Below are 25,483 nucleotides of genomic sequence, written 5' to 3'. Positions count from 1 at the left end.
GTGCATATGCAGTCGCAGCATGAGCGCCCCAGGCGGTTAAGACGACCTGTTTGGGTTCGCGCAGAAGTGAGTCCCGTAACCACCCAAGGTTTTCGAGTTGGCCGGCCTCTTCTAGCTGTGCCGCGCTCATCACCCGAACATCTATTTCTCGACATGGCGCCCAAGTCACCTGTGCGATCAATGGCCCATCGTCAGCGATTGCGGTGACACGACACTCGCCACGCGGCACTTCCACCTGAGTTATGTCTCGGATCTCAAAGGAACGCGGGCTTATAGCGCTACCGAAAATGAATGCCGCCGCGACCAAGCTCATCGAGACCTACCTCCGCCGTTGCACATGCAAGTGCCGATTCGCCGGCTCTTTCGGATCGTACTCATAGTCCACCCAATATGACGGGCCCAAGCGTGCTTGTACGTCACGCTCCCACCTCTCGCCGACCTCTCTAGAGATTTCGTTCCCGCGGAAGTCAAGCGCAGCATCTTTGTAGTGCTGACTTCCGTGCGTATGGCGGCGATCGTTTCCAGACGTTACGACCACGTTAGGAACGCCCAGTACGCGGCCGACGGCAGCTACGACGGGGATTGCGTCCACCATTTCACGCTTCAGGTTACTCAGATTGGTGTCGCTTTTGACGGTAACACCGTGCTGTCGTGCAACATCGCGTGCGGAACCTTCAGTATTGCCTACCTCGGGAAAGGTACTCTGGGGGGAACCCAGACCTCCTCCTATCTTATTTGGAATGGATGCAGTCGCATCAGGTAACGGCTGTCCAACGCCACGGTCCTGACGGAAGTCGCGCGTGGTATCGCCTTCGATCCGCTGGATGATCTCGGTGATCGCATGATCTCTGTTATCGCGCTCACTAGGTGTAAGATTTACCTTAGCAATGTGCGGCAACTTGACAGCTGACTTCGCAGCCATCTCCTCGTACATTGGTTGGATGAGTGGTATTGCGTTTTCATTCAAGCGCCAACCGTTGCTCTCAGAATAGCTGGCAAGCTCATCAAGCATGCGCGCGCGGCGCTCATGCTCCGCCTTGGATTGACTTAGCGACTCTCGCTCTTCTTGCGATAGCTCATGTCCAGATCTCGAACTATCACTGCGGGTGTCAGATGCGAACGTGCCGGTGCTGTTGGAACGGCTATCATCACGCTGATCTCTCGTCCCATTGTTCTGCTCTTGGCTGTTTCGCTGCGAAGATCGAACAGCATCGTCAGATGTCGTGCTTTCGTCGTTGAAGGTGTTGGTATTAAATGCCCTCTGTCGACCAGTGGTGAACGAAACATTCCCTCCCGCTTCTACACCCAGCAAACCGGCTGCCTGTCCAATCAGGGATTTGCCTCCCTTTCCACCCTTGGACGGGGAAGAAGCTGGATCTGATGAAGCGCCGTCTTTAATAGCATTGCCACCATCGGCGCCCCGTTCAGTTCGACCTGTTCCTAAGCCCATATGAGTGCCGTATTGGCTCGCATACGTGTTAGTGTCGGTGGAGCCGGAGCCAGAGCCAACCCTCTTCTGATCCGTGACAGACTGAGAGGTCTCTCCTACTTCTGCGTGGGAGCCCTGAGTTCCCTTATACCTTTGGTTCGAGATCGTTGTTGTGTCACCCGCTCGAGCGTCACTCCCACGCGCAGTGACGTGCGAGTTTTCGGTACCCGAGAATCGCCGCTCAGAATGGGACGTGCTGCCTTCAAGCCGACGCCCGATCTCCCGTGCCTCCTCCCAGTGCTGTGCAGCGGATTGGCGAAGCTCACGCGTACCGCTCTGCCCGACCTCATAGGACCATGGCAGCTTGGAAATCGCACCAGTCGTGTCATAAACCGTGTGGCTTCCAAAGGCGTCGCCGTACTGGTTCTCGATCGAGCCCTCATTGTTGCGGTGATGGAAACCGCCGGCGCCGTAGTTAAGGTTCGGCGCCGTTGTCCATTGATCCGATTGCCGGGTGTTAGCGGTCATGTTCTGGTAGCTGAGATTCCCGTACGCGTAGTTGCCAGTCGTCTGCTCGACCGCGGCCGCCTCAGCAGCGCCTTGCGCTGGCGCCAGCATCGAGGTCGCGTTGCTAGCGACAGCCATCGCACCGCGCGCCATACCGGCCGCGATGAACGGCACCGACATGAGCATGAAGCCGGCGATCGTCGCGGTGTCACCGTTGACGGCATCAATCCCCTCCATCGTGCCCATGGTAAGACCACCGGGCGCAACGGCGGACATCGAGCTCATCGTGCGACCCATAATAAACATGTGCAGCACCACGTAGAGTGGACCCCACGCGGATAGGTAGAAGAACCCCGTGAAATAGCCCTTGAGCGTCCCAGGGCCGGTCTGGGGCAGGAGGAACAGCGGAAAGAGTACCGGGAACATCGCGTAGAAAACGACGGTCAAGACGATGTTGAGCAGCGGCACCCAGGTCATCGCCTGCTGGGCGATCCCGGCGTAGGTGTTACGCGCCTGCTGGTCAGCCCGCAGCGCGGCGAAGCTGTCGCCATCATCCTCGGTCATGTTGGCGCGCGCTGACATGAAAGCATCCACCAGCGAGCGCTGCTGGAACACGTTGGCGGCCGTTTGCCCTGTGCCGTGGAAGGCAGCGGTGATAGCCGGTATGTCGGCTTCAAGCTTCGCTCGAGCCGCCGCCGGCGCGAGGTCGGGGAACAAGCCTGGGGCGAGCTTGGTGAGGTCGGAGTTGACGGCAGCCGGGATGTCATCGTTGCGCAACTCGGTATAGGCTTGCTGGCAAGTCAGGATGTGGCTCGAGAGATCCGGCTCGACATACCGCATGCCTCGAGCCGGCGAGCCTGGCCCCATATCGGTCAGGATGTCGGTCGAATTCGCCAGGGTGTCGAGGCTCTTGAAGCCGAGCAGGATGTCATAGAACACGCACTGCTTGTTGTACTCCTCGAGGTTCGTCCTGAGGCGCGGATCCCGAAACCCAAACTCCCGCGTCTTATCGTAGAGGCGCGATCCATAGATGAACCCGTTGGTGCTCAGCTGGAGGTCTGCCGGCATGACGAAGACGGTCTCGGCCGTTCGTGTCATCCAGTCGCCTGCCTGGCTGGAGAAGGAGGCGACGGCTGCGAGGCCGATCGGCACGTTGTCTACCACGGCCGGAGCAAGGCCGGGGTTGATCCGGTCCGTCACCTTCACGCTGGTAGTCGGCACAAGCATGCACATGTACATGATGTTTGCGGAGATGAACCACTTGAACCACACTCGCCAGTCGAGCGTGAACGCCACGACCAGCAGCGCATAGGCCAAGCCCATCACGAACACGACCTGGAGCATGGAGCGAAAGCCCCCTCCCCCGCACCAGGCCGCGACCGCGTTGAGGACATTGACGATGTACTCGCCGCCGCCGATCGTGAAGACTTCGAGCATGAGCTTACCTCAGGCCATGGGCGCTGGTCGCGCGCGAGAAGTTGAGAGCGCCCGTCATCTGGGGTGACAGGCTGTTGCGCAGCGTCTTCTCCAGGAAGATCGTTTTCTCAAGGATCGCCTGGTTCGTCTTGACGCGATCGGAGACGCGCAGGCGGTGACGCTCGACCATGGTGGAGGCGAACTCGATCTGCTCCCGCCACGACTTCATGCTCTCGACGTCCGGACCCTGAAACGAAGCGCCGCCCTGCAGGATCTCGGAATGGAACTTGGCGAGCATCACCTGAAGCATGTCGACAGCCACGTACTCGGAAAGATCGCTGACCTCACCGGGAGACAGGCCGCCAAACTGCGAGGCCGCGCTCACCGTCACCATCTTGTAGATCGGTAGCGAGGTCGCACCCAGCAGGCCGATCTCGTTGTTGGAGAGCGCGGTGTTAGTCCTCACCTTGTCCATCATGGAGAGGATCATGGTTTCCACCTGCGGCTTCAGCGCCTGCGCGGTGGAGATCGAGAGGCTCGCCTCCGTTACGTTCAGGCACTTGTCGGTATCGCCCGAGCACTTGAGCATCTTGGCGGGGCGGGCGGCCGTGCCGTCGAGCATCGCGGAAAAGACGCCCTCGTCGGCGATGCCCTTGAACGTGTACTGAGGACCAGCATCGCCGCTGGTGGCTGGGTTGTAGATGACTGTCCCCACCAGCGTCATCAGGAACTCGCGCATCTCCACGTCCATGCTGGGGTAGCTCTGCTTGAGCAGCGTCCAGGTGTAGTTGTTGGGGCTGGCTTCCTTGACCTTGTCATCGCTGTTGCCAGCGAGCGTCTGATTGCGCTTGCCGCCGTTGTCACACTCCTGCTTAGAGCGTGCCATGTCGGCGAATTTGCCCTGTGCGTTGCCGATCGTGCGGCAGATGAAGGAAGCGGTGGCGTCGCTCTTGGGCCACAGGCCACCCACCATCTGCTGCGCCATCTGGCAGGAGTTCATCTGCCATTGGTTCATCTGCTGGACCGCCTGGCTCATCTCCGCGATCTTGGTGGCGATCACCGGCGAGATCGACGAGATCGCAAGCTGGAAGGCGAAGCCGAGCGCATTGCTCGCAGTCGCCTTCAGCATCGCGACGAACTCGTCGGTGTTGATGAATGAGAAGCTGCCGGCGAACAGGTCGATGCCACCACAACCCGCACGCGCGCTCGGCAATTGCAGGTTGACCGGATTGACGCTCTTTTGCGGCACACGGGTGTAGATCGAGCCCCCGGTGTAGTAGCCGGCCGACTGTCCCTCGAACGCCGCCGGACCGGTGACGTTGCCGGCAACGCCGACGTCGCTGAAGAAGTCCTGCATCTCGGACCCGACGCTTGCCGAGGCGATCGGCGAGACGACGAGGCTGCCCGCGGCAAGCGAGAGCATCGCAGCACGGATCCAGACCCGCAGCCGGGTCCAGGGCCGATCTCTGCTCATCAGTAGTCACTCCCGGGTTCGACCTTGGTCAGGACGAAGATGCGCTGCATGACCTCGTCGGCCGACATGACGCCGTAGCCGATCGGGATCGGCTGCTTGGTGACGCTGTCGAAGAGCACGAGCGCGGGCACCTGGCCGCCGTTCAGCCCCATGCGCTCATACTGACCAGTGTTGGTGACGAAGCTCGGAAACGCCGAGTTCGGGCCACCATCCATGGAGACCGGCAGGACCGACATCGAGTATTGGTCCGCCAGGCTCTTCAGGATCGGTGAAAACACCTCGCAGGCCCCGCAGCTCGACGAGAAGAAGTAAAACAGCCCGTAGCGCTGCGAGAGCCCTTCCATGACCGCGTTGCGATCAGACTTGCGCTGGTCCATCCAGGCACGCTTACCAAGCGTGTTGACCGGGCGCTGGAGCGTATAGTCGAGTTCCGGGTTCTGCCAGACCGACCGGCCCCAGACATCCGCGAATGTGGAAGCACGATCAAGCTGTTCGCGCTGATAGCGCACGTAAGCGACGACATTGTCGGGCGTCGGTTCCAGGATCGCCTTGGCCTTGAGCTCGTCGAGCTGCTTGGTGATTGCAGCCAGGCGCGTCGTCGCCGGCACGCTGGCAGCTGCGGCGTTCTCCTTCTCCACAACGGGCCTGGGCGCATCGCAGTAGAACCAGGTGCCAAGCTTGCGCTCCTTGCAGTAGAACGCGTCGGGCGGCGGCATGGCTACACCGTCCTGCGCAGACGCTGCGCCGGCAGGCAGACTCACACCTAGCAGCTGGGAGATCACGACAAGCCCGGCGACGACGGGCTTCCACTTGCCGTTCTTCATCACGAGTCTCCTTTGAGATATCGATCGAAAAGGTTGCTCAGCAGTCTCACGTTCAAGAGTCCCATCCCGCGATCGAGCATGCGGATGCAGCCGCCGTAGAGCGTGGTGGCATGATCGACGCACTCCATCGTCGGGATGCACTCATGAACGGTGCGGTTGGGGCTCGGAGTGAGCCAGCCCCTGGCGACAAGGCCATCCATGGCAAGGCGGATCTCGGGGACGGTGACGGGCTGCAAGAACCAGTCGGCAAGGCACGCCGCCAATCCCTCGTCGCCCAGATGCGGGGGACTACGCGTGATCGCAGTCACCAATGCGAGGTCGAAGACGCTCATGTCCGATACTGCCCTGCCGTTAGGAAACTTCGACACACCACTACCCTGCCCTCTCATATCGTCATGGCCCCTGATGTAATTCGTAGTATTGTTGGATCTTGTTCTGGATATCGATGCTCGCCTGGACCTCATCGGGTACTTTAGCGGCATCCATGAAATCATCGTAGACTTCGGTGAAATCCATTTGAGAGAGATCGAGCTTCTGGAACTCCACGATCGAGAATCCCTTGCAGATGGGGTTCTTGGCGGTACCCCAGGACTTGCCGATCTGGGTGCGACCCTGCTCCTGCAGGATGCGCGCGAGCTTGCTCTGGTAGCAGCAGAAGTTCTTGCGCTTGGAGGTGCAGACCCCAAGGATCTTGTCCGAGCAGTACGTCCCGACGTAGTGGCACAGACCCATGCGATCCTTCACGTCGAGCAGCTTCTCCTCGCTCGAGCACAGGAACATCGTCAGGAAAGGCGTCGCGAGCGCTGCAATGGCCGCGGGACCACTCGCAAGCGCCGCGGCACCGGTTGCCGTCGTAAGCAGCCCCGAGGTCTTCCCAGCGCAGCAGTTGACCAGGCCGAACACTGGCTTATGGCAACCTGCCTTCTCCCCGCCGAAAAGCGTGAGATCGTCCGGGTTGAAGTCGTCCCGCACCTGGCCCAGCGTCTGAACCGCGACCATCGCGTCCTTGAATTCGGTCGAGGCTTGTCGCTCTATCTGGGTGCACTCGCCATTGATGCAGTAGAGATCGCCCGAGCAGATTGCGGCGCCATCGGGCTCACCCTCCTCGCCAGGTATCGTGCAGCGATAGACCTTGTCGGTCACGCTGCAGGTTCCATCGGGATCCGCGCTCAAGCATTCGTCGTGATCGAACGTGCATTCCGGCTTGGCCTGGACAGCCGCGCAGTCGTTTGGGGGCCCCGGTCGACGTTCCTGGCAGGTGAACGGACGGCTCCAGGCCCAACAAGGCTGTGTCACCGATACGCCGTCGATAATGCGTGTTTCGGGATCACTGCTAGTGCAAACCTCTGGATCATCGGACACACACGCCTCGCTGGTTGCAAAGGGACACGCCGCGTCGTTGCGCGTGATGATTGGCGGGCTGACGGTCTCGGACTTCGACGCCCAGAACTGGCCGGTTGCCTTGACGACACCGTTGAAGGTGCTTGGATCGGCCGCGGTCATGCCGCCGATCTCGCGCGTGCATTCGAATATTTCGGGCGAGAAGTTGTTGGGATTGCAGCCGCTCGTGGGCCTATATCCGTATTGGCTCACCTCGGTGCAGTAGTTGAACGCGCCCTTGCTCTTGCAGGTGCCGTCCGCGATCGCAGGCTCAAGCACCGCCCGCGATGCATAGGGGCCCTGCGTAGCAGAGTAGTAGATCCAGGACGTAACGCGATCGAAACTGACCGTCAGCGTCGACGTGCAGACCTTCGGAACCTTGATGATCTGGTCGCCTTTGTTGCAGGTCTCGTAATAGATCGAGTCCTCGGTCCCGCTCCGGGGAAGAGGCTCACAGCTTCCCTGCGACCCGCCAATCTGGGTTCCCGTGCCTAGAAACGCATCAGGATTCGTCTCGATGGCTTGCCCTGCCGACATGTCGATTGTCGTGGGGTCAAACTCCGGCCGGCCTGGATCGACGATCGTCGCATAGGCGTCGCTACCGGCTGCGGCAGTCGCCCCTTGTGAGCTCAGGTGATCGGGATCGTCCAGGAGCTCGCTCCCGGACACATTCGTGCCCTGGTATCCCGGCACGGTGTTTGGCGAGCCATTGCTGGTGACGATCCCCTTGCCGATCGCCTGAATGTCCTTGGCAAGATCACGGGCTTGCGCTTCAGCCGCGGCACGGTCCTGCGCGGCGGCAGGAGTGGCGCAACCAAGCGCCATCGACGCAAGAGCGACCATGACGCCCGACAAGGATAGACGGCCGGCCATCATCAATCATGCCGAACTAGGTTTGCGAGCGCGGCGCCGGCGACCGGAGCACCCGGCCCTTTCGCCTGCGCAAGACTCTCGAGCGCATACTGCACAGTGACGTTGCCGGTCACGCGATCGAACGGCGGGACCCGTGACTTGCAGGCGAAATCGTCGCACGGCGTAAAGCCCGTCGATACCGCAACGTAAGTCGGAACAGCCTTGATATCGAAAGCACGGAAGAGGCGTGGATCGATCGCAACGTTGCCGGACGCATCCTGCGAGACGACACGGCGCATCGCGGCCGCAAACATCCGTCCGTTGTTGCCAGGCAGACCTCGGAAAACGACCACGCCCCCAGCCTTGTGGACATCCGCAATCATCTGCTTGAGCGAGTCCTCCGGCATCGAGAGGCTGGCAAAAGCGATGAACAGTGGCGCGGAGCGCGGGTTATCCAGCGAGCCTTGTGCTCCGCTCACCATCTCGTCGAGGTCGATCGCACCGGCCTCCCCCACCTTGGGAAGCTTGGTCGGATCGATCGCCTTTACCGCTGCCAGGCTCTCGTCGACCGTCTGACGAGCCTCGTCGCGTGCATCCTTGCCGCGATCGGACACGGCACTGAGGAACGCTTCAGCGTCCCGCGCCTGCTCGACCGCGCGGCTCTGAATGGCGCCTAGGTCGAGACCCTCGATGGTCTGCGCCAGACCCGCGCTCACCAGACCAAGCCCGAGCGCGCCGCCGATCGCCAAGAGATGCTTGCGCACCATCAAGCCTCTCCGGCCGGCAACAAGCCGAAGACTCGTACCAGAAAGGCCGCCATGCTCAGGAGCATGCCGAGCACCGCCAACAAGATCCCTGCTGCCTGGAACGCCAGGGAGATCGTCTCGGTCAAGCGAGTGGTGCCGATGCCCGGCATGATCAACGAACCAGTGCCGAGATCACGGGCAATGCGATCGACGCCAGAATTATACAACCAAGGACGGCACCGACCGCTATGCCGGCGGCGAAAAGACGGCTTGAAGTGGTCTTTGAAGTCATAAGGTATCTCCAGCCAGTTAGAGGACGCAGCAGTTGCGCTTGCGCCAAAGGAGGTAGCCGACGTCCTCGCCGATCACCGGATACACACGCCCAGTCTGAGGCAGGATCGTGCTGGTGCCGATCGGTGCGCAGGCTTCACGGCCGCTCACCATCGGCGAGGGATTGACCATCTGCAGCCGGTACTGCTGCTTCTTGAGGATGGGCATCACGTACTTGTTGCACAGGCCCTTGCTGCCCATCGTACCCCAGGCCAGGCCCTGTCGATGCATCTTGTAGATCATCCGCTCGGCCGCGAGCCGGGTGGACTGCTCCATGCCGACATTGGCGCCGACGTTGCCGTTCATCGGGTACATCGAGCCGTTGCAGCCCGAGCACCAGAACAGGGCGTCAAGCGGCAGCTTGGCGGTCGAGGCGACGCAATCGGCCGCGCAGGCCGCCTGCGCGAGCGGGTGGGAGAAGATCACCGCCTCGGGGTTGATGATAGTGGTGAGCGCATCTTCCTGCCAGAGCGGGTCGATCTCGGTCATGTAGGCGATGTCGAACGAGGCCTGCTCAAAGCACAGGAAATCCGCGAGGATCTCCATCCAGTAGAGCAGCGGGTAGACGTAGTAGTGGACGTGGTACTTGGCGGTGTTCTGCGCCCTGCCCCCGATCTGAGAAGAGGACGACACATAGCCGTTGCCGACCTGGAAGCCTGGCGACAGCTTCACGCCGCCAAGGTTGGGGAAGCAGAACGGCTTGGTCGTGACATCGATCAGGCGGACCGGCTCCCAGAACCCCGCAGCGACACCCACGCGAGGTATCGGCGAACCGCAAAAGCAGATTGGCAAGTTCGGGTTGTCGGTATCCGCTCGGTCCGAGGGCCAGATCTTCAGCGCCCCGATCGAGAGAGGAAACAGACACCCCCAGCACACGTCCGTGATCGGGTTCACGAACTTGCCCGTGCAGCGCGCCGGCACTTGCGCCGAGGCCGCGCTCGCGGTCAGCCAGAATGACGCCATCGCGAAGAGGACCAGGAGCAGCTTACGCATCGTTCGCGGCCTCGCGGGCGCGATTGGCTTCGATGCACTCCGTTAGCCAGGCATCGTCAGCGCTCGATTTCACCGCGAGATAGATCGGCACCTGGACCGCCAGCATCCCGGCAGCGCCGGCCAACAATGCTACCAGAGGGAAGCCCACCACGGAGTAGAGCGGCCCCCATGCCGCCACCAAACCCGCGATGAGGACGAGCCCTACGATGATGCGGATCCTTGCGGTCCGCAGCCCGGGGCTCTCCGGAGCCGCCATAGGCGCGGGTAGCAACGCATTGAGACGCGCGATCATACGCCGGCCTCCCGCTTGAGCACGACTTCGCCGACGACGAGCACGTCGCCACGCTGGCGCACCAGCGCCGGCGTGTGCCGGATCCCGAACTTGGTGGTGAGCGCGCCGCCCTGGTCGAAGTAGAAGCGGCGCTGCTGCGCCTTCATCTGCTCGAAGGGTGAGCCCTTGACCATGATGATCATGGCCTTGGCATCGTTGCCCTGGCGCGCCGCCCAAGCCAGCTCCTCGGGACTGTCGCCGTCGATGAAGGCGAGGTTGCGCGGCAGCGCCACTAGGTTGAGGGGGTTGATCCTTGCGCCGCGGGCCGCGATCAGGTTGCCCTTTGCGTCGCGAATGTCGTTGGCGACGGTTATCGCCGGATCGTACTCCCACTCGCGCGGCTCCTGCGCATGGCTCAGCCCGGGAACCGGATCAGGACGCATGACCTTGCGCTGCGCCCGGGCGGAAAACTCCTGGTTCATCCGGTCGAGCTCACCCGTTTGCTGCGCGCGCAGGAGCCGTGCATGCATGGTCTCGAGGAGATCCGGCTCGGCGATCGGCCAGGTCTGCCCCAATGTGCCGAGGTCACTGGCCGCGGCCGGCGAGAGCGAGGGCAGCGCCGGCCCGATCGCGAGCGCGGTGAGCGCGCCAAAGGCGAGGCGCAGCTTCACAGGATCGGTGTCCCGACGCCGAGGATCTGGCGATTGCAGACGAAGCCGATCGGCGCATAGCGGCTGTCGTAGCCATCTTTGTGCGAAGTCGCGGCGAAGATGCAGTCGCGCGGAACGGTGCCGACCGGGCCAGGCAACAACGGCTCGCCCTGCCGGGTGAATGGCTTCATTCGGGCAACGACCTTGCCGTTGACCAGCACGTCGGCGCCCTGATGCGTCACGACATCGCCCGGAACGCCATAGGCCTGCTTGATGAACGGCTCGGGCGGCGAGCCGAAGTGCTTGATGGTCAGCGCATCGCTGCCAGGCGTAAAGGAGACGTAGTCGCCGCGCGCCGGGAACTCACCGCTCTCGACGAGAAATGCCCAGTTGGGCAGCGACTCCGAAGCGTTGATGAACACCGCGTGCGTGTCGTGCCATTGGCGCAGCGCCTGATAGCCGAGCCCGAGAGCAAGCAGGATCGCGATCCCGCCCATCTTTCCTCGAAACCCGAGGCGCCGGCGCGGCGCCGCCGCTGCGGTCTCAATTGCCAAGGCCATGGACCGCTCCATTGGCAGCGAGGCTTGCGGCCGCGTTCCCCGGCGCGCCGGCACCCAGCAGGTAGTTGCGCATGGCGCTCTCGACATCCTGAGCAGCGGCTTGCTTGGGCACAGGGACCTTCGCGTAGACCTGGCGGCGCACGGCCTCGGTCACATCGGGCACGTCGCCGGCGACGATCGCCTCGTTGATGAGGACGATCTTGCCTTCGGCAGATAGGCCCTTCACCGCCTTATCCAGCTCGGCCATGAACGCGCCGGTCTCAGCCGAGACCTTGTCGGGAGCGGTCGCCGAGCGCGCCTGTGCCTTGATGTACTCGCCCACCAGGCCCTGCAGCTGCACTTTGACGAACTGCGGCTCGCCGGTCGCCTGGAGGTCCATGACGGAGCGGGTCATCCATGCACCCCAGGCCAGAGTGGCGACCCCGGCCGCGACCATGAGTACCTGAGCCGGCGAGACCCCGCTCTTTTTCTTGCTCGGCGCCTGCGGCGCTTTGGCGCCTACTCCGGGCTCCGGCGAGCAAGCGGCAGGCGCCTGTGCATCGTCAACGTCGATGTGCGGCATGTCGGTCATCCGTTTTGCTCCTGGAGCGCACGCGCAAGGGTGGCGCGGCGGAAGAATGCGGTGGCGCAGAAGAACAGGGTGCCGCCCACCAGCAGGATCGTGTTGAACTCGGACTGGCGGCCGAGATCGGCCGCGACGTAGCGAGTGCTCAGATTGGCGAGCTGCAGCATGGTGCCACTCACCGTGAAGCTGCCGATCGCGAGGAACACGATCGTCAGGCATCCCAGCGCGCACAGCACGTTGACGGCCAGCCACCCAGCAAGGCGCAAGCCAACTAACAGGAAGCCTTGCCACCGCGGGTGACCATGCATGGCGGGTAGCGTCGTCATTCCGCCGCCTCCATCAGCTGGTCGTTCGCGGGTATCCGGTCGGGGAAGGCGACGAGTTCGATCGCATCGGCGACCGAGTAGCCGGCGTGCACGAGGTCCTCGATCCGTGCGAAGACGTTGGGGCTGGAGGAGTAGAGCGTGCCCGAGAAGCGATCGAGCACGAGCCGGCATACCGCCTGCGTGTCTGGACCGCGAATGAGGAGGTCGGAATACTCCGTGCCGTTGCGCTTGAGCGAGCGGACCAGCGCGTCGGTGAAGTTGTCCATCTCGAACCGATCGGACTTGCGGAAGTCCGAGATCGTCTCGGCTTTCTGCTGGAGGAGGACAAACCAGTCGGAGTTTTCCAATGCCGCGCGGGAGCCTTCCGAGCGGTAGTAGTCGTTGATCGACTGCGTCGCGGTGATGAGCGAGGCGCCGTACTTGCGGCATGTGCGCGAGTAGGTCTCGACGAACTCGGCCATGGCGCCGCCCTTGAGCATCTGCCAGGCCTCGTCGATCAGCAGTGCCTTGGGGATCGAGCGATCGATCTTGCGCATGGTGTGCGAGGCGACGAACATGATCGAGGTCAGCACCACGCCGCGCAGCTCAGGCCGGGTCGCGAGATCGGACAGCTCGAAAACGGTAAGGTCGGCCGAGAGGTCGAGGTTGTTGTCGCCCAGGAAGAACCGACCGAACGTGCCCGTGCTGGCGAACGGCAGCAGCGCCGTGCCGAGGTCCTGACCGAACGGGTGACCGGTCGATTGCAGCGTCTCGATGATTGCATCGATCGTGCCGTCGCGGCCATGCCGGTCCCACACCGTGTTCACGGCCTGGTCGATCAGGCCGCGCTCGGTGTCGTTCAGACGATCCTCGAAACGGGCCATCTGCGCGATGATGGCCTTGAGCATCGCCATGCAGTCGACGAGGTAGTCCTCGTCGCTCTCCGACATGTCGGGATCGATCATGCGAAAGGGGTTGATCGAGATGCCGGACGAGAGCCGGAACTCGGTGAAACGACCGCCCAGCGCCTTGGCCATGTGCTCGAACGAGCGGCCATCGTCGATCACGATCGTCTTGGCGTTGACGCCGGCAAAGCTTGCGGTGAGGTCTTGCAGAAGCACCGACTTGCCCGAGCCCGACTTGCCGACGATCGCGACGTTGTGGTTGCCGGCAGCGTTTTGGAACGGGCTCCAGAACTGAGGCTGACCGCGCCGGCCGACGAACATCAGGTGCGGTATATGGCCACCCACATACTCGCCCTGCATCGGCGCCATCGAGGCGACGTTGGACGAAAGTACCGTGCGGAAGCGCTTCATGCGCTTGAGGTCGGGGGCGAGCCCGTCCGCCAGGAGCAACGGCATCGACGCGAGAAATGACGGCAGGTGCAGGTAGGTCTCGTCGATGAGATCCCAACCGGCCGCCTTGTACATCGCCTTGATGGTGCGCTCGTTGATATCGCCAAGGCCCTTGGGCGAGACCATCGTCACAGAGTAGTAGACCTGGTGCAGTTTCTGCCCGGTCCTGACCTCCTGCTGCACCCGCTCCCACTCGGCGGCCTGAGTACGCAGCTCCGGGCGCAGCTTGGCGCCCTTCCCTTCCGACAACGCCTGCGTGCGCGCGAACTTGAACCCGGCCTTGGTCGAGGAGGTCTCGGTATCGGGCACGATGCCCGAGATCGTCTGCAGGGTCGGGCACGGGAGGTTGAGCTTGGCGTTGAAGATGTCACCGATGATCTTCTGGGTGTCCCAGGGCGCCCAGCGATCGGGGAAGTAGCGCACCGACATCGAGCGCACGTCAAACTGCTCGGGCCGGAACTCGAGCATCTCGGGAACGCCGTCGACGTCCTCGCCGCTCGGGCGCAGCGCCTGCGCATGCAGCAGGATGCGGTCCTTCTGCACCAGCGTCACAAGGTCGCGGCGCACGCATTGCTCGTTGATGGGATCGAGCGCGCTGTACTCGGGCGCGTCGTCTCCGGCGCCGGTCGTGGGACACAGCACGTCATCGATCAGCCGGATGAGATCGACCGGTTGCAGCACCCGCGCCGGGACGTTGATCGAGTCCAACGCGGCGATCAGGCTCTGGCGCATCGTCGTGAGGTCGTCGAGCGACGCGCCCGAGGAGTCGGGAACACCCACGCTGAAGATCACGCGGAAGTTGCGCAGGTGGAACGGGCCATCGGTCGCAAGGGTCGCCCAGGCGCCGTTGCGCAGCAGATCGAGGCGATAGCGTGCGAGTTTCTCGAAAACGCCTCCGGCGCGCACCCGCGGCAGCACCCAGCCCTCGAGCTTTTCGGAGACACGCGGCGAGGGCCAGCTAGTCACGGTATAGTGCGTGCCGGACGTCAGGATGTCCGAGAACACGGTGTTGAGGATGTCGCCGATGCGCTCGTCGGCGCCGATCAGCGGCGCGAGCTCCAGGATGAAGCCTTTGGAACGGGTCAGGTAGAAAAGATCGCGCTTGGGATCGAACGCGCGATAGCCGAGATAATGGGCCAGCATCGGCACTTCGGGCGCCTTGGAATGCGCTTCAGGCTTGCTGGTATCGCCGGTGACGAGCTCCACCATGCGTCGGATGATATCGGCCATGCCTGGTCACTCCACCGTGGCAGGGAAGTCGGCAGCTTTGAGCTTCGCGTTCTGCGCGAGCTTCCTGGCGACCTCTTCCTTGATTGCAGCGATCGGCGTCGGTCCCGGCGCCGGCTTCCCAGGTGCCGGAGCAGGCTCAGCCGTGAAAGAAGGCAGTTGCACCGCGATCCGGGGCGAGGCCGGTGTGCCGTTGTCTGGCGCTACATTCGCGGATGCAGGCGGCACGAACGCAAGCAATGCCGGAGCATTCTCCGCAGCACCGAACAAGCCGGCATCGGCGGCCCTAGCAATCCGCTCGGACGAGGCACGCGCGGCCAGTTGCGGCACCTGCCCGACGTCCACCTCCGCCTGTACGGCGCTTTTCTCGTGAAGCTGCCCATATCGGTCGACATAGGCAGGGAAGACGACACGCAACACGCGCCCGTTGGTGCGCGGTACGCTGCGGCCGCGCTCACGAGGCGCCTCGACAGACGCGACCCGCATTCCCGGAACATTGCCGTCATCGACCTCGTAAGGACCTGCAGGCACCATGGCTTCTTCGGATGATCGGTCCTGGATGGACGCGATCGCCTGATCGTCGATCGTGCTGGACGGCGCGCACGAGCCATTGGGCGCAGCGCAGGTGAAGTCACCCTTGATGTTGGACCCGAGCGTGGTGCAGCCGGCTACGGCCGCAGCACCCAGCAGGGCCGTCATGGCGAGCGCGCGTTTCGCGCGCGGCGATCCGGCGATCACGAGCTCGCTCCCTTGAGCCAAGTCTCGAGGAACGCCTTGGGCCTGAAGCCCTGGAGGACGGCGCCGTCCGAGCGAACGACAACCGGCGTGCCATCGAAGCCATGCTCGCGCGCGAACTTCTCATTGGCGTCGAGGCCGGTGGTGTCGCACTTGCGCGAAGCGGCGAGGTCGCGACCCTCGTAGGCGTCGGCAAGAGCCTTGCGACGATCGGGGGCGCAAACGACCGCGTTGGAGATCATCCGCGTGCCCAGCACTGAGATCGGGCGCTCGATCACCCGCACGTTCATGGTGCGGAACTGTTCGTGGAGCGCCTTGCAGTAGCCGCAGCGAAAATCGCTGAAGACGGTGACCGTCGGGCCGCCGCTGCCCCACTCGATCGCCCCGCTCTTGGGGAGCCCTGCAAGGGAAACCTTCTGCGCGACCGCCCTCTTGAGGCCGCGGCCCGCCTGCACCGGATCGGTGGTTTCGGGCGCGGCGTTGGCGCTCTCGGCCTTGCCTGCAGCGGCGGCGCCGCCCAGCAACATGTCCGGGTTGATCTCGAGGAGCCGCGCGGCAGTCAGATCCTGGCGCGTTTCCATGTCGTAGACACGACCGATGATGAGATAGCGGGCCGACCGATCGGTGTAGAACAACTGCGAGCCGGCCTGGACCTCACAGAGCGAGCCGATGCGCGCGCAATCGATCTTGCCGACCTGCGTCTTGGGAAGCCGCGCCTTGAGCAGTCCGAGTACCTCGGTATCGCTTGCTGGCGCCTGCGCATAAGCACCGACGCCTCCTGCGAGGGCGGCGATCCCCGTGCCCACGGCGATCTTGTGAAGAAGCTTCATCTCTCGTTACTCCCGTCAGTTGCGGATGAAGACGCCTTCGAGGAAGACGACCTCGACCCCGATCCCGGTCGGCATCTCGATAACCGGCTGATATTGCTCGGCCCGCTCAATGAGATATTCCTGGACGTTCTTGCCCGACGTCTGAGCACCGCCGCCGAGGGCGCGCAGGCCGACGTTGCCGATGCTGGGCGTGCGGTTGATGCCACCGTCCCCGTCGGCGTCGAGGGTGGCGAGCGGCTGCTGGAAAGCGGTGTTGAGTGCCATGCCGGCGCCGCCGACCAGACCTGCAAGGAAGGCCTGCATCGCAAGCGCACCCTCCCGGCTGACCACACGTCCACGCACGCCGGTCTTGCCGCCGAACGCGACGAAGCCCTTGACCTCGCTAACCGCGAACCGGCCACCAGGCTGCGGGCAGGTCATCCGCTGCAGCTTGACGTAAACCTTCTCGGAGCTGAGATCGCCTTGGGCCGCACCGTTGACCATGCAGCCGTCGACCCGGGTGCGCAGCAGCTTGCCGTCCGAGTAGACCGAACGCGCAGGGCCTGTGATGCGCAGGACCACCGGAAGCGGATCGGCCTGGCTCTTCACGTTGGCGGCGGCGTCGACGCCAACAACGACCGTCGCGTGTGCGATGGAGTTAGGCGGCAGGTAGTTGGGGCTGTCGGTGTAGCTGGTCGCCTTGGAGGGCGCGATCCGGTTGCCGGTGCCGCCACCTGTGCCGCCTTCAAACGAAACAAGCTTGATCTCGTTGCTGCGCGTGAGCGGCAACGCCGCGCCTCCGTTTGCCAGCGGCGAGCCCGGTGCCACACCGCTGGCGTTATACGTCGCGGGCGCGCCCTTCCCGTACAACCCGGTGGGACCCGGAGCCGGGGCGCGCTTGGCTTCCGCCAGCTGGGCCTTGAGCTGTTCGTTCTCCTGCTCGTAGGCGCCGAGGACCCGTGTGCCATCGTCCACCATCGCCGACTTCTCGGCCTGCAGCGCCTGGATCTGGGCCTGCATGCCTTCCAGCTGCTTGCTCTGCCCCTCAAGACCTTTGATCTGGTTGTTGAACGAGACCATCTCGCCCTCCGAGCGCGCCATCCACTCGGCTTCGGACATGTTGCGGTTGACCAGATCGGGGGCGGATACCTTGACCTCCGACTTGTCACCGCCGTCGGCGAGCTTACCGTCCTTGGGATCGGTTGACGGAGCGAGGATCCATGCCATCGCTACTGCCGCGAGGACCCCGCCGCCGCCGTAGAGCGCGAGCTTCTGACGCTTGGCCGCCGCCTCATTCACCGCGAGCTCACCCCCCTCTTCCGCGCCTTCTGCCGCGTCGAGGTTCTTCTGCTTGCGCTTGAAAAGGTTCATTGGTCTTCTCCGGTCGCCTGCACGACATAGGCGGTGGTGGCCTCGCCAGGCTTGAGGTTCGGATTGGCGATGCTCACCGCGATCGCCCAGGAGCTCACGCTCTCTTCGGTCAGAGTGGCGGGCTTGGAGCCCTTGTTCTCGATCCGCAGCGTCTTGCCGGTCAGCTGCGGTCCGCGGTACTCACCGATGACCTGGACGCGCAGAGCGCCCACATTAACGGGGGCTAGGACCCGCTGGCGAATCTCGAAGCCCTCGACGATCGATTGCTCGTACATCGCCTTGACCAGGCGCACGGCGCCGTCTTTGGCCGAAAGCGAGGCAGGGATCGCGGCGGCCGCCTTGGCAGGGTTCTCAAGATCCGCATTGGCGATGAAGACCTGCACGGCCTCGTCGCCGGCAACGGAGCAGACGAACTTGTAGACAAAACCCTTGCGGGTTGTGCCGAAGAACGAGACAGCGTTGCGCGAGAAGCCATCTGGAACCGAGAGGTAGATATCGCCGCGCACCGGCTCGTTGACGACCGAGAAGTCCTCGGTCGCGATACCCGTCGACACCTTGGACACCGACGCGAACTCGTCGTCCTTGAGCGAGATGCGTGTGAGGTCCCGCATCGAGGCCGTGCAGCGCACCTCACCGTTATCAGCGGCGATCAGGTTCTGATCGGCGGCGAACGCAGGCAACATCGATGCGCTAAGCGCGACCACTACCAGAGCGCCTGTGGTCAGGCGGCGTCCGCAAGAGCTAATCGGCATCGGTCTTCTCCACCTTCTCGACGATGCCGAAGCCGAGAAGCTTCAGGGACACGCCGGTGTAGGTCCATGTGAATCGAAAGGTCTTGGGCTGCGCCGTGACTTCCTTGGAGCCGGCGACCGTATGAAGAACACCGACTACCTCGCTGGTCAGTGCTTCGGGGTCAGACCTGATATAGTTGATCGTGAAGAACTGCGTGATCTGCGATCCACGCTGCTCAGTGACGATCTTGAGGAGATCACGCTTCAGAGCGCCGCGGCTGCTCGGGTCAGTGACCTCAAGAATATTGTCCATCCAGTATTTCAGCGTTTCGGGCGAGCGATTAAGCGCAAGCAGCGCCACGTCTCTCGTCACCATCTCGAGGTACTCGTGCGACACGCCCGCGCTGCTAAGTGTCAGCGGTGAGCGCGAGATAGGCTGCAGCACAATCTCACGATCGCGCGTCGAAGCCATCGTGAACAGGATGAGGATGACGGCAGCCAATGCCACCGCGACGATCGCCAGCATGTTGCGCTGCTTGAGCACACGTTGCGACGACAGATGAGCGTGCGTGATATCCATGATTAGCCTGCCATCACTCGAACATGGGACGGCGGCGCTACCTTGAGACCGAAGAAGCTACCCGGAAGATGCCAGTACGCCGCATGAAGGATCCATGACATCGAGCGTCCGGCTTTTGCTTTGCGATACAGAAACCAGGCGCCAATAGCTAAAAGGAGACCAAAAACGATGTGCTGGCTGAGTACGCCCCAAAGGAATGGGACGAACATGATTAGGAACTCATCTAACGTCCAAAAGCCGATCAGCTCTGGATCGTCGAGATGCTTCGGGATAGTGTAACGGTCCATGTAACACCGCCGTCAGAGAATGGAGCTGGCCGAGGGGACTGGTACGGCCAGCTCCAAGAGAATGACCCGCTCAGATCGTGGCGGTGACGGTCGACGTGACGATCGGGATGCCGGTGCCCGCGCCGACGCCGACGCCCACCGGGATTGCGACCTGGCTGAGCGAGAAACGACCCGAAGCGAGGCCCACGACGCCACCGGCGAGGGACAGGACGGTGATGATCTTGCCGCCGGAGCCCTCGAGAAAGTCGGTGAACTTGGTCAGCGCCGTGTCGAACGTGGCATCGGTACCGGCCAGAGCGACATCCGCGCCGAGTGCCATGGCAACCACGGCGATTCCCGTCGCAAAAGCGAGCGAACTGCCAGCTTCCTTGACGGTATTCTTAAGTTTCAGCGTGCTCATTAGGTTCTTCCCAATATTGTTTGGATTGACGCGCTCCCGCGTCCACCAGATGAGAAGAAACTGAAATTATTTTGGCAAGTTCAATTGTGAGTAGGTTCCGAAAAAACCGACTTTACTCCATTTTATGGGAGCGGTTCTCCTAAATTACAGACGGCCGCTCCCCTTTTCACGACCTACACTCCCGTTGTCGGGATCGGCGCTCCGGCTTTCGGGAGTTTAGTGCTAGAGTGCACACAAAAATGCTCCCGAAAACGGGAGTTCCCACGTCCGCCCATTCTACAGTGGGGTTGACAGAAGCGATGGCTTGAGGCGTGCGCGCGGCAATCCGATAACGATCCCCGCATCCGCTGCGCTCAGCTGAGATGGAGAGGGACGCCAGGGACGCCAGGGACGCGCAACGACATGACAAAACGAAATGTAACGCAACTAATGATCAGCGAAGAGCTTTTTCGGCTCGTGATCGGCTCTGTCGCCCGGGTTTCCATATTCAATCGAAGGTTCGAGTCCATCAACGGCCTTGTGCAGACTTTCCTTGAGCAAGATGACCCGTTGAATCTCCCGATCATAGAAGAGCTGAAGGCAATGTCGTCCCTGACCGGCGACATCAAGTTGTTTCTGCGCCTTACGGATGTGGGAGATCGCCCCAACCGCATGAGGGCGGCTCTATCCGAGGCGGTAGGTAGGCACTGCACAATGCGCGAATTGGTCGCTTACGTGTGCCTTGCGTGGAGCGAACTTCCCCCCTTGACCATCGGGCCGAGGTGAACATAAGATGAAGACGATCGGATCAGCCATGCCTTAGCATGGTTATGGTCGGGGGGCCGCTGCATGTTCCTGGAGAAGATACCGCTCGAATCGCCTCAAGGCGCGCAAATCGAAGCGCACCGGTTGATTATCTGCAAGATCATCCTGATGGAAATGGATCGAAAGAATATCAGGGCAATCTCACTAAGGCACACTCCAGGCATAAAGCATAAGACTGTCAGAAAGCGGCTGCAGTCTGGTCATGTACCCGGCGAAGAACAGGCTCTTTTGATACATCACCTGAGGCTGGATCCGGATCGGATTGCATTCATCGTCAGCTGCCTTGGTGAGGCCGAGTTCTACTTCACAGATCATTGCACTGTGATGTATGACCTAACCACGCAGCTAATCGCCGTTATGCGGGAGACGCTACCTGCCTTAGGAGGAGATTTCATGCCGATCAAGGATCAGTACGGAATCATCGCCCGCAAAATCCGAGGACTGGTCGTCGAACAACATCGACGAAACCTAGAGAGATTTGTCCTGGATCAGAACGCGAGCGAATGACAAACGGGGGACTGCCCTCGCCGGACGACACCATCAACCCGTGGATCATTTGTAGATCGGCGGCGATCGGCCTGGCGTGTAACTGAGCCGCCACTCGGGACCTGTCATCCCGCGGCTTTTGTGCGGTAAAGCACGTGGATGCCATACCCTCCGCTCACGATGGCGACATCTAGATGATCGACAGTACTTCAGTTCGTGCCCACTAGCAGGCCGCGACGGCAAAAGGGAGGATCAAGATCATTGTCTCGATCCCTCCAGGGGCGGGCTTACAACCAAAATCCACGCGGTCGTCGATGGACAAGGGCTCCCGATCCAGCCGAGCCTGACGGCCGGGCGAAGCCATGACGGTCAAGCCGCTGACAATCTGCTCTATCACGTTGGCGCGGGAACAATTTTGCTGGCGGACAAGCCCTTCGATGCCGATCGCATCCGAGCATTTCTCCCCGCAAAGGGGGCGTTCGCGCCTGTATTGGACCGGGAGGGCTAAAATATTGACCGGGCTTGAGCGGAAGGCATGATGTACGCGACCTCCTCTGATACGCGATCAACTTAGAGCCGCCTCTATTCGCGGTTGATCGATCATCTAGTCGAGCAATGAGCTACGCGGCGGAGGATGGGTCACTCGCCGAGCGCTTCGGTGACGGTTTGCCATCCAAGCGCTTGCACCTAGTGGAACGGGAGCTCATTTTGACGGCTGACACCGCGACCGTTATTGGCGTGGCCACTTAAAAGATTGCGAGCGGAACCTGCGAGGGTGTAAACCGCGTGGCGCTGCGCACCCCTGTTCTTGTGGTCGACACGGTAGCCTTCGTAGTGCCGCTCAAGCAGACCGCCTTTGACAAGCTCGGTAACGGCGCGGCTCAGATTTGCCTTGCCTGCTGCGCGTACGCGCGCCCGCACCTCATCATCAACTGCTGCTGGAGCGCCCGCCCCTCTGGTCGCTGGGTGTTCAGGCAGTCCCAGCTCCTCACAAATTCTGACGGTCATCGCGCGCCGCTTTGAGTCTCGCTGTGCCATCGGTACAAGCGCATCACATAGCCAATCTCGCAGCAGAACGGTTCCACCAGGATGTGACACGTATGGCCCCGCGCTCCCTTTCGCGTCCGCGACCGCTGCTATGAGGTTGAGGAGCATGAACGCATACCTGGGACGTGTGCTGACACTGGCGATCTGATCAAGCAGAGCTGGTAGCGACCAACTTCGGCTCTGCGTGCGTGCTGAGTTCTGGTGTGTGTACATAGTGAGTACGAGTTAAGCACAAAGGCAGAATCTTGTGAATCCTTCATCGCCGTTTGTGATACCGGGCATAGCGCTTTGTCATCTGTGACAGTTTACCGGCGGTAAACTGTCACACGGTGCACTCAACTTTGTACCCGGGTGGACGTATGTTCGGTCACTTCCCGCGACGGCGCAAAATCCCGCGCGGACCGCGGCTAGTGGACTGCACGCCCGGACCACAACGCACATGCTACGAGGGTCATTAGCGCGCTCATCTGAGCGTTTCCGCGACAGGAGAACACCTCCCCGCGATCTACGCGCGCGCGTTCGACGTTCAGCTTCTGATTGTTTGATCCCAAGCTGTGATGATGCAATATCCACGATCGAGTGGAAGGAAGCACCTTGTGGCAGGTACTCCACGGGAGCGCCAGAACGACTGAAGCAGTGCGTCGAGCGACACGGCATATTCAAGAGAGCATGAGAGCGCTGGCCAAGCGCCATGGCGTCAATCAGAAGACGATCGCCGGGTGGAAGAAGCGGTCCTCGACTGCCGACGTACGGACCAGACGATCTTCCGGGTCGTCGGGCAAAGTCATGGAATTATTTGAGATTGAGATTGACGGAGTATGGCGGCACGCGTCAGTCGATGATTGATGGCGGTTCGGCGGCGAACCGAAGCGGTGCGCAAGCTGCCATGGTCCTGTCTACATCGTCAAAGATTTCACGGGGGTGCACCAACCGAGCGTCACGCACCGCAAGGGCAAAGCAGATTGCTGTGATGCCGATACGCTCTTGTCGCCTTCTCATCCGGACGCGCTCGATTGATCGACTTACTCTAGAGGCGCGTTGGGTGCATCCACCAAAGTTTCGTCATTTACGGGTGGCGTGTAGGCAACCGAATCAGGTTCGGGCTGCCACTCAGGAACGCGCTCATAGGGCAAGCAGGGGCACGAACATGGATGTTTATCATGCTAACTCCAGTAACCGATGAGCCTCGCATCAGCGTAATGTTCTAATTATGATCTTCACCTATTCCTAATCGAGGCTAAGAGGCCACATCTATTATGAATTTGTTGTTGTAAGGTATCACATTCTGCTTTTGCGAAATTACCAGCCGCCTTAAGGCGCTTTTTAACTGCAAAAAGGGGGAAGTGGAGCGTCTTACAGCCGTAGTAGTGGATCGACCTCTCGAAGGTGGCAGTTGTGGCACACGCAACGACATGGACTGCCAGCCTTGATCGTGTAGGCTCCCTCGGTCAACTGTCCCCTTAAGCGGCCTTCGGCTACGGCGTCTGAGTTGGGGAAGGCTGCGAGACATCCCGTCACGAGCGGGTCGGGCGCATACATGCCATCAGTGACAACCGTTTCGGACGAACTGTCGGTGGCGTCACCGTTCGCTGCCCCCGCTGATGAGACGCTCTCCTCTGCTTAAGCTTTCGCGTTCTCTCCCCTGCTTGGATCGACCCAAATAGTTAGTGGCAGGAGATACGAACAGACCAACACCGAAGATCAGAACGCGGACGACAGGAGACGAGGTTTGAAACTTCATGCCGAAATTCTTGATGCAGTCGCCGGCCCCATTGTCGTTCCCGGTCGTTGGCCGTTTGAGCAAGCTATAAACCGCGATGACCATCAGAACGCAGCCGACAATCATGAAGCTGCTTGGTAGGTATAAGAACACCGGCGCCACTTTACCCCAACTAAGCCAACCCTAGCAGTTCTGCTACCTTGGCTGAAATCGTTAGTGACATCGGCGGCGATGGTCCGCAAGATGGCTGCAATGCCGGTAGAATCATCCTCCAGCTCGCTCGCGTGCTGAACCAGCTTCTGCTTGCCGAGATCAGCCCATCGTGTAAGTAGTTTGCGACGAGCGGGGAAGGGGCCGGCGATGTCGCAGATTGATGATCAACGGCGGCGGTTGTTGTGCCAAGAAATAAGCGATAAGCTCGAATCCGCTCGCGGGAATGCTAGCGCAACTACTATGCGCTCACACTCTCACGCCTGTGTCAGTAGCAGCGGGCATCTTAGCGGGCGCTATGGGTTCGATTTTCGATGCTGGCGCGAAGCATGTCGCTCCCCTTGCGCTAATCACGGGCGCGCTTCCTCTTTTCGCCCAAGAGTTGAAGTTCCACGCCAAAGCAAACCACTTCTAGTCGATGAGATAGGCAAATACGTGAGCTTGAGTTAAGCGCGGAGTATCGCGGACAAGGAAGCGAGACTACCAAAAGCGTCGCGAGAAAGTTGAGCGCGCTCCAAACGCGCGCGAGCCAGCGTCATGGGGAAACACTCAGTTTCGCTTGAACCGCGAGCGGCCGAGAACGCGCCCCATAGATAGCAGCCGACTGACCCTCGCACGGGTGAGCCTGAAGAGCGCCCAGAATGCAATCCCATGCATTCATCTATGGTTACCCGGTTGTTAACCGAGTATTTAGCTCTTTGCGCTATGGCCTCCGAATGCGAGCTATAATGCAGGGCCGAAATGAATCAGCTTGAAGTGAAACTTGGAAGGGAGTGGCAACTTCTCTCCATCGAAGAAGGTTGGAGACATCGTGGAGAGATGATGCGTTGCGAGAGTTGCGCAGGCATCGTCTACATAATGACTGACTTCAGTCGAGGCAAAGAAGCGCGATCCATTATCCACCGCCGGAAGTTCGCAGGATGCGCGTCGGGATTACGCCACCCTACTGCCATCGATTAGACGCCCCGACCATCAATGATGTTTAGTTCCCCTTCGGGGCCGACAGGTGTCACCAGCGCAAGCAAGTCGTTGAGGCTTACCAACCGATTTCGATAGGTAGAACATGATCGTCATAGGTCGCGCCCGGGATGGCTTTGAGCGCTTTTCGCCCCCTTCGCTCGACAGTGAACCGGGCGCGGTGCTGTAGGCTGGCGAACTCCTGATAGCAAAGGGCATGCTTCTCTACTCCAGTAGTGTGCCAGCATTCTCGCGGACCTAAGCGAGAACGCAGGAGAGGAAGCTTTTGAAGATCGTTCTCATCGTCGTCTTAGGCCGTGTTGACAAAGTTCGGCAACCACTTGCGGATTGCAGCCAGGTTCAGGAAGCTGGCGAATGACAGGGCGGTTTTGTCGTATCGGGAGGCGATGCGGCGGAACTGCTTAAGATGGCCGAACATGCGCTCGATGCGGTTGCGGTCAC

26 protein-coding genes and 3 pseudogenes are annotated in these 25,483 nt (G+C 61.4%); 7 read left to right on the top strand and 22 right to left on the bottom strand.

Features of this window, described 5'->3' with window-relative positions:
* Positions 1–319 precede the first annotated feature (319 nt).
* The 21 genes from HNO88_RS19050 to HNO88_RS18950 all read right to left on the bottom strand — a co-directional run bounded on the left by HNO88_RS19050 (position 320) and on the right by HNO88_RS18950 (position 19,716).
* A complete protein-coding gene (locus tag HNO88_RS19050; RefSeq protein ID WP_184249511.1) occupies positions 320–3,373 on the bottom strand; it encodes a conjugal transfer protein TraG N-terminal domain-containing protein in 3,054 nt (1,017 codons plus the stop codon).
* A gap of 4 nt (positions 3,374–3,377) precedes the next feature.
* Positions 3,378–4,826, bottom strand: coding sequence for a conjugal transfer protein TraH (locus tag HNO88_RS19045; protein ID WP_246382072.1), 1,449 nt, complete (start codon positions 4,824–4,826; stop codon positions 3,378–3,380).
* Positions 4,826–5,650, bottom strand: a complete 825-nt coding sequence (gene traF, locus HNO88_RS19040; RefSeq protein WP_184249509.1) for a conjugal transfer protein TraF — start codon at positions 5,648–5,650, stop codon at positions 4,826–4,828. Before traF ends, HNO88_RS19045 begins: the two co-directional genes overlap by 1 nt.
* The gene (locus HNO88_RS19035) at positions 5,650–5,982 is read right to left on the bottom strand and encodes a hypothetical protein (RefSeq protein WP_184249506.1); all 333 of its coding nucleotides are present in this window, start codon (positions 5,980–5,982) and stop codon (positions 5,650–5,652) included. The genes traF and HNO88_RS19035 overlap by 1 nt, the downstream gene beginning before the upstream one ends.
* A 61-nt stretch (positions 5,983–6,043) precedes the next feature.
* The gene (locus HNO88_RS19030; protein WP_246382079.1) at positions 6,044–7,906 is read right to left on the bottom strand and encodes a conjugal transfer protein TraN; all 1,863 of its coding nucleotides are present in this window, start codon (positions 7,904–7,906) and stop codon (positions 6,044–6,046) included.
* Entirely contained in the window at positions 7,906–8,649 is a 744-nt protein-coding gene (gene trbC / locus HNO88_RS19025; RefSeq protein ID WP_184249503.1) for a type-F conjugative transfer system pilin assembly protein TrbC, read from the bottom strand. The genes HNO88_RS19030 and trbC overlap by 1 nt, the downstream gene beginning before the upstream one ends.
* Entirely contained in the window at positions 8,649–8,798 is a 150-nt protein-coding gene (locus HNO88_RS19020; RefSeq protein WP_184249500.1) for a hypothetical protein, read from the bottom strand. The genes trbC and HNO88_RS19020 overlap by 1 nt, the downstream gene beginning before the upstream one ends.
* 139 nt (positions 8,799–8,937) lie before the next feature.
* Positions 8,938–9,951: a conjugal transfer pilus assembly protein TraU gene (traU, locus tag HNO88_RS19015; RefSeq protein WP_184249497.1), complete on the bottom strand. Its 1,014-nt coding sequence runs from the start codon at positions 9,949–9,951 to the stop codon at positions 8,938–8,940.
* A complete protein-coding gene (locus HNO88_RS19010; protein ID WP_184249494.1) occupies positions 9,944–10,243 on the bottom strand; it encodes a hypothetical protein in 300 nt (99 codons plus the stop codon). The genes traU and HNO88_RS19010 overlap by 8 nt, the downstream gene beginning before the upstream one ends.
* Positions 10,240–10,893 (bottom strand): type-F conjugative transfer system protein TraW, encoded by a 654-nt coding sequence (gene traW / locus HNO88_RS19005; protein ID WP_184249492.1) that lies wholly within the window; start codon positions 10,891–10,893, stop codon positions 10,240–10,242. Before traW ends, HNO88_RS19010 begins: the two co-directional genes overlap by 4 nt.
* Positions 10,890–11,432 carry a S26 family signal peptidase gene (locus tag HNO88_RS19000; RefSeq protein WP_184249489.1) on the bottom strand — a complete coding sequence of 181 codons (543 nt, stop codon included), beginning with the start codon at positions 11,430–11,432 and terminating at the stop codon, positions 10,890–10,892. The genes traW and HNO88_RS19000 overlap by 4 nt, the downstream gene beginning before the upstream one ends.
* On the bottom strand, positions 11,416–12,003 hold the full coding sequence (locus HNO88_RS18995; RefSeq protein ID WP_184249486.1) for a TrbI F-type domain-containing protein: 588 nt from the start codon (positions 12,001–12,003) through the stop codon (positions 11,416–11,418). Before HNO88_RS18995 ends, HNO88_RS19000 begins: the two co-directional genes overlap by 17 nt.
* Positions 12,000–12,323 carry a hypothetical protein gene (locus HNO88_RS18990; protein ID WP_184249483.1) on the bottom strand — a complete coding sequence of 108 codons (324 nt, stop codon included), beginning with the start codon at positions 12,321–12,323 and terminating at the stop codon, positions 12,000–12,002. The genes HNO88_RS18995 and HNO88_RS18990 overlap by 4 nt, the downstream gene beginning before the upstream one ends.
* The gene (gene traC, locus HNO88_RS18985) at positions 12,320–14,887 is read right to left on the bottom strand and encodes a type IV secretion system protein TraC (RefSeq protein ID WP_184249481.1); all 2,568 of its coding nucleotides are present in this window, start codon (positions 14,885–14,887) and stop codon (positions 12,320–12,322) included. Before traC ends, HNO88_RS18990 begins: the two co-directional genes overlap by 4 nt.
* A gap of 6 nt (positions 14,888–14,893) precedes the next feature.
* Positions 14,894–15,622, bottom strand: a complete 729-nt coding sequence (locus tag HNO88_RS18980) for a hypothetical protein (RefSeq protein WP_184249477.1) — start codon at positions 15,620–15,622, stop codon at positions 14,894–14,896.
* Positions 15,619–16,449 carry a DsbC family protein gene (locus HNO88_RS18975; RefSeq protein ID WP_184249474.1) on the bottom strand — a complete coding sequence of 277 codons (831 nt, stop codon included), beginning with the start codon at positions 16,447–16,449 and terminating at the stop codon, positions 15,619–15,621. Before HNO88_RS18975 ends, HNO88_RS18980 begins: the two co-directional genes overlap by 4 nt.
* A gap of 15 nt (positions 16,450–16,464) precedes the next feature.
* A complete protein-coding gene (locus tag HNO88_RS18970) occupies positions 16,465–17,799 on the bottom strand; it encodes a TraB/VirB10 family protein (RefSeq protein ID WP_184249471.1) in 1,335 nt (444 codons plus the stop codon).
* Positions 17,796–18,551 (bottom strand): type-F conjugative transfer system secretin TraK, encoded by a 756-nt coding sequence (locus tag HNO88_RS18965; protein WP_184249468.1) that lies wholly within the window; start codon positions 18,549–18,551, stop codon positions 17,796–17,798. Before HNO88_RS18965 ends, HNO88_RS18970 begins: the two co-directional genes overlap by 4 nt.
* A complete protein-coding gene (locus HNO88_RS18960) occupies positions 18,541–19,110 on the bottom strand; it encodes a type IV conjugative transfer system protein TraE (RefSeq protein ID WP_184249465.1) in 570 nt (189 codons plus the stop codon). Before HNO88_RS18960 ends, HNO88_RS18965 begins: the two co-directional genes overlap by 11 nt.
* A 2-nt stretch (positions 19,111–19,112) precedes the next feature.
* Complete coding sequence (gene traL, locus HNO88_RS18955) at positions 19,113–19,397, bottom strand: type IV conjugative transfer system protein TraL (protein WP_184249462.1); 285 nt, start codon at positions 19,395–19,397, stop codon at positions 19,113–19,115.
* A gap of 70 nt (positions 19,398–19,467) precedes the next feature.
* Complete coding sequence (locus tag HNO88_RS18950; protein WP_246382078.1) at positions 19,468–19,716, bottom strand: hypothetical protein; 249 nt, start codon at positions 19,714–19,716, stop codon at positions 19,468–19,470.
* A gap of 510 nt (positions 19,717–20,226) precedes the next feature.
* Here HNO88_RS18950 and HNO88_RS18945 point away from each other — a divergent pair.
* The 7 genes and pseudogenes from HNO88_RS18945 to HNO88_RS23245 all read left to right on the top strand — a co-directional run bounded on the left by HNO88_RS18945 (position 20,227) and on the right by HNO88_RS23245 (position 25,024).
* The gene (locus HNO88_RS18945; RefSeq protein WP_184249455.1) at positions 20,227–20,562 is read left to right on the top strand and encodes a hypothetical protein; all 336 of its coding nucleotides are present in this window, start codon (positions 20,227–20,229) and stop codon (positions 20,560–20,562) included.
* Positions 20,563–20,625: 63 nt separating this feature from the next.
* Complete coding sequence (locus HNO88_RS18940; protein WP_184249452.1) at positions 20,626–21,108, top strand: hypothetical protein; 483 nt, start codon at positions 20,626–20,628, stop codon at positions 21,106–21,108.
* A gap of 134 nt (positions 21,109–21,242) precedes the next feature.
* Positions 21,243–21,577: pseudogene (locus HNO88_RS18935) on the top strand (transposase); the annotation flags it as partial.
* Between the two features lie 296 nt (positions 21,578–21,873).
* On the top strand, positions 21,874–22,110 hold the full coding sequence (locus HNO88_RS22895) for a hypothetical protein (protein ID WP_184249449.1): 237 nt from the start codon (positions 21,874–21,876) through the stop codon (positions 22,108–22,110).
* 618 nt (positions 22,111–22,728) lie between these two features.
* A pseudogene (locus HNO88_RS22415) lies at positions 22,729–22,890 on the top strand (IS481 family transposase); the annotation flags it as partial.
* 117 nt (positions 22,891–23,007) lie between these two features.
* A pseudogene (locus HNO88_RS23250) lies at positions 23,008–23,151 on the top strand (hypothetical protein); the annotation flags it as partial.
* Positions 23,152–24,805: 1,654 nt separating this feature from the next.
* On the top strand, positions 24,806–25,024 hold the full coding sequence (locus tag HNO88_RS23245; protein ID WP_512698573.1) for a hypothetical protein: 219 nt from the start codon (positions 24,806–24,808) through the stop codon (positions 25,022–25,024).
* A gap of 307 nt (positions 25,025–25,331) precedes the next feature.
* On the opposite strand, the gene HNO88_RS18925 is transcribed toward HNO88_RS23245, so the two are convergent.
* The coding region (locus tag HNO88_RS18925; protein ID WP_184249446.1) for a transposase at positions 25,332–25,483 on the bottom strand (152 nt) is incomplete at its 5' end.

Origin of the sequence: Novosphingobium chloroacetimidivorans, from assembly GCF_014204535.1 — a bacterium.
In the GTDB taxonomy this organism is placed as follows: Bacteria; Pseudomonadota; Alphaproteobacteria; order Sphingomonadales; family Sphingomonadaceae; genus Novosphingobium; species Novosphingobium chloroacetimidivorans.
This window is presented reverse-complemented; position numbering and strand designations above follow the sequence as displayed.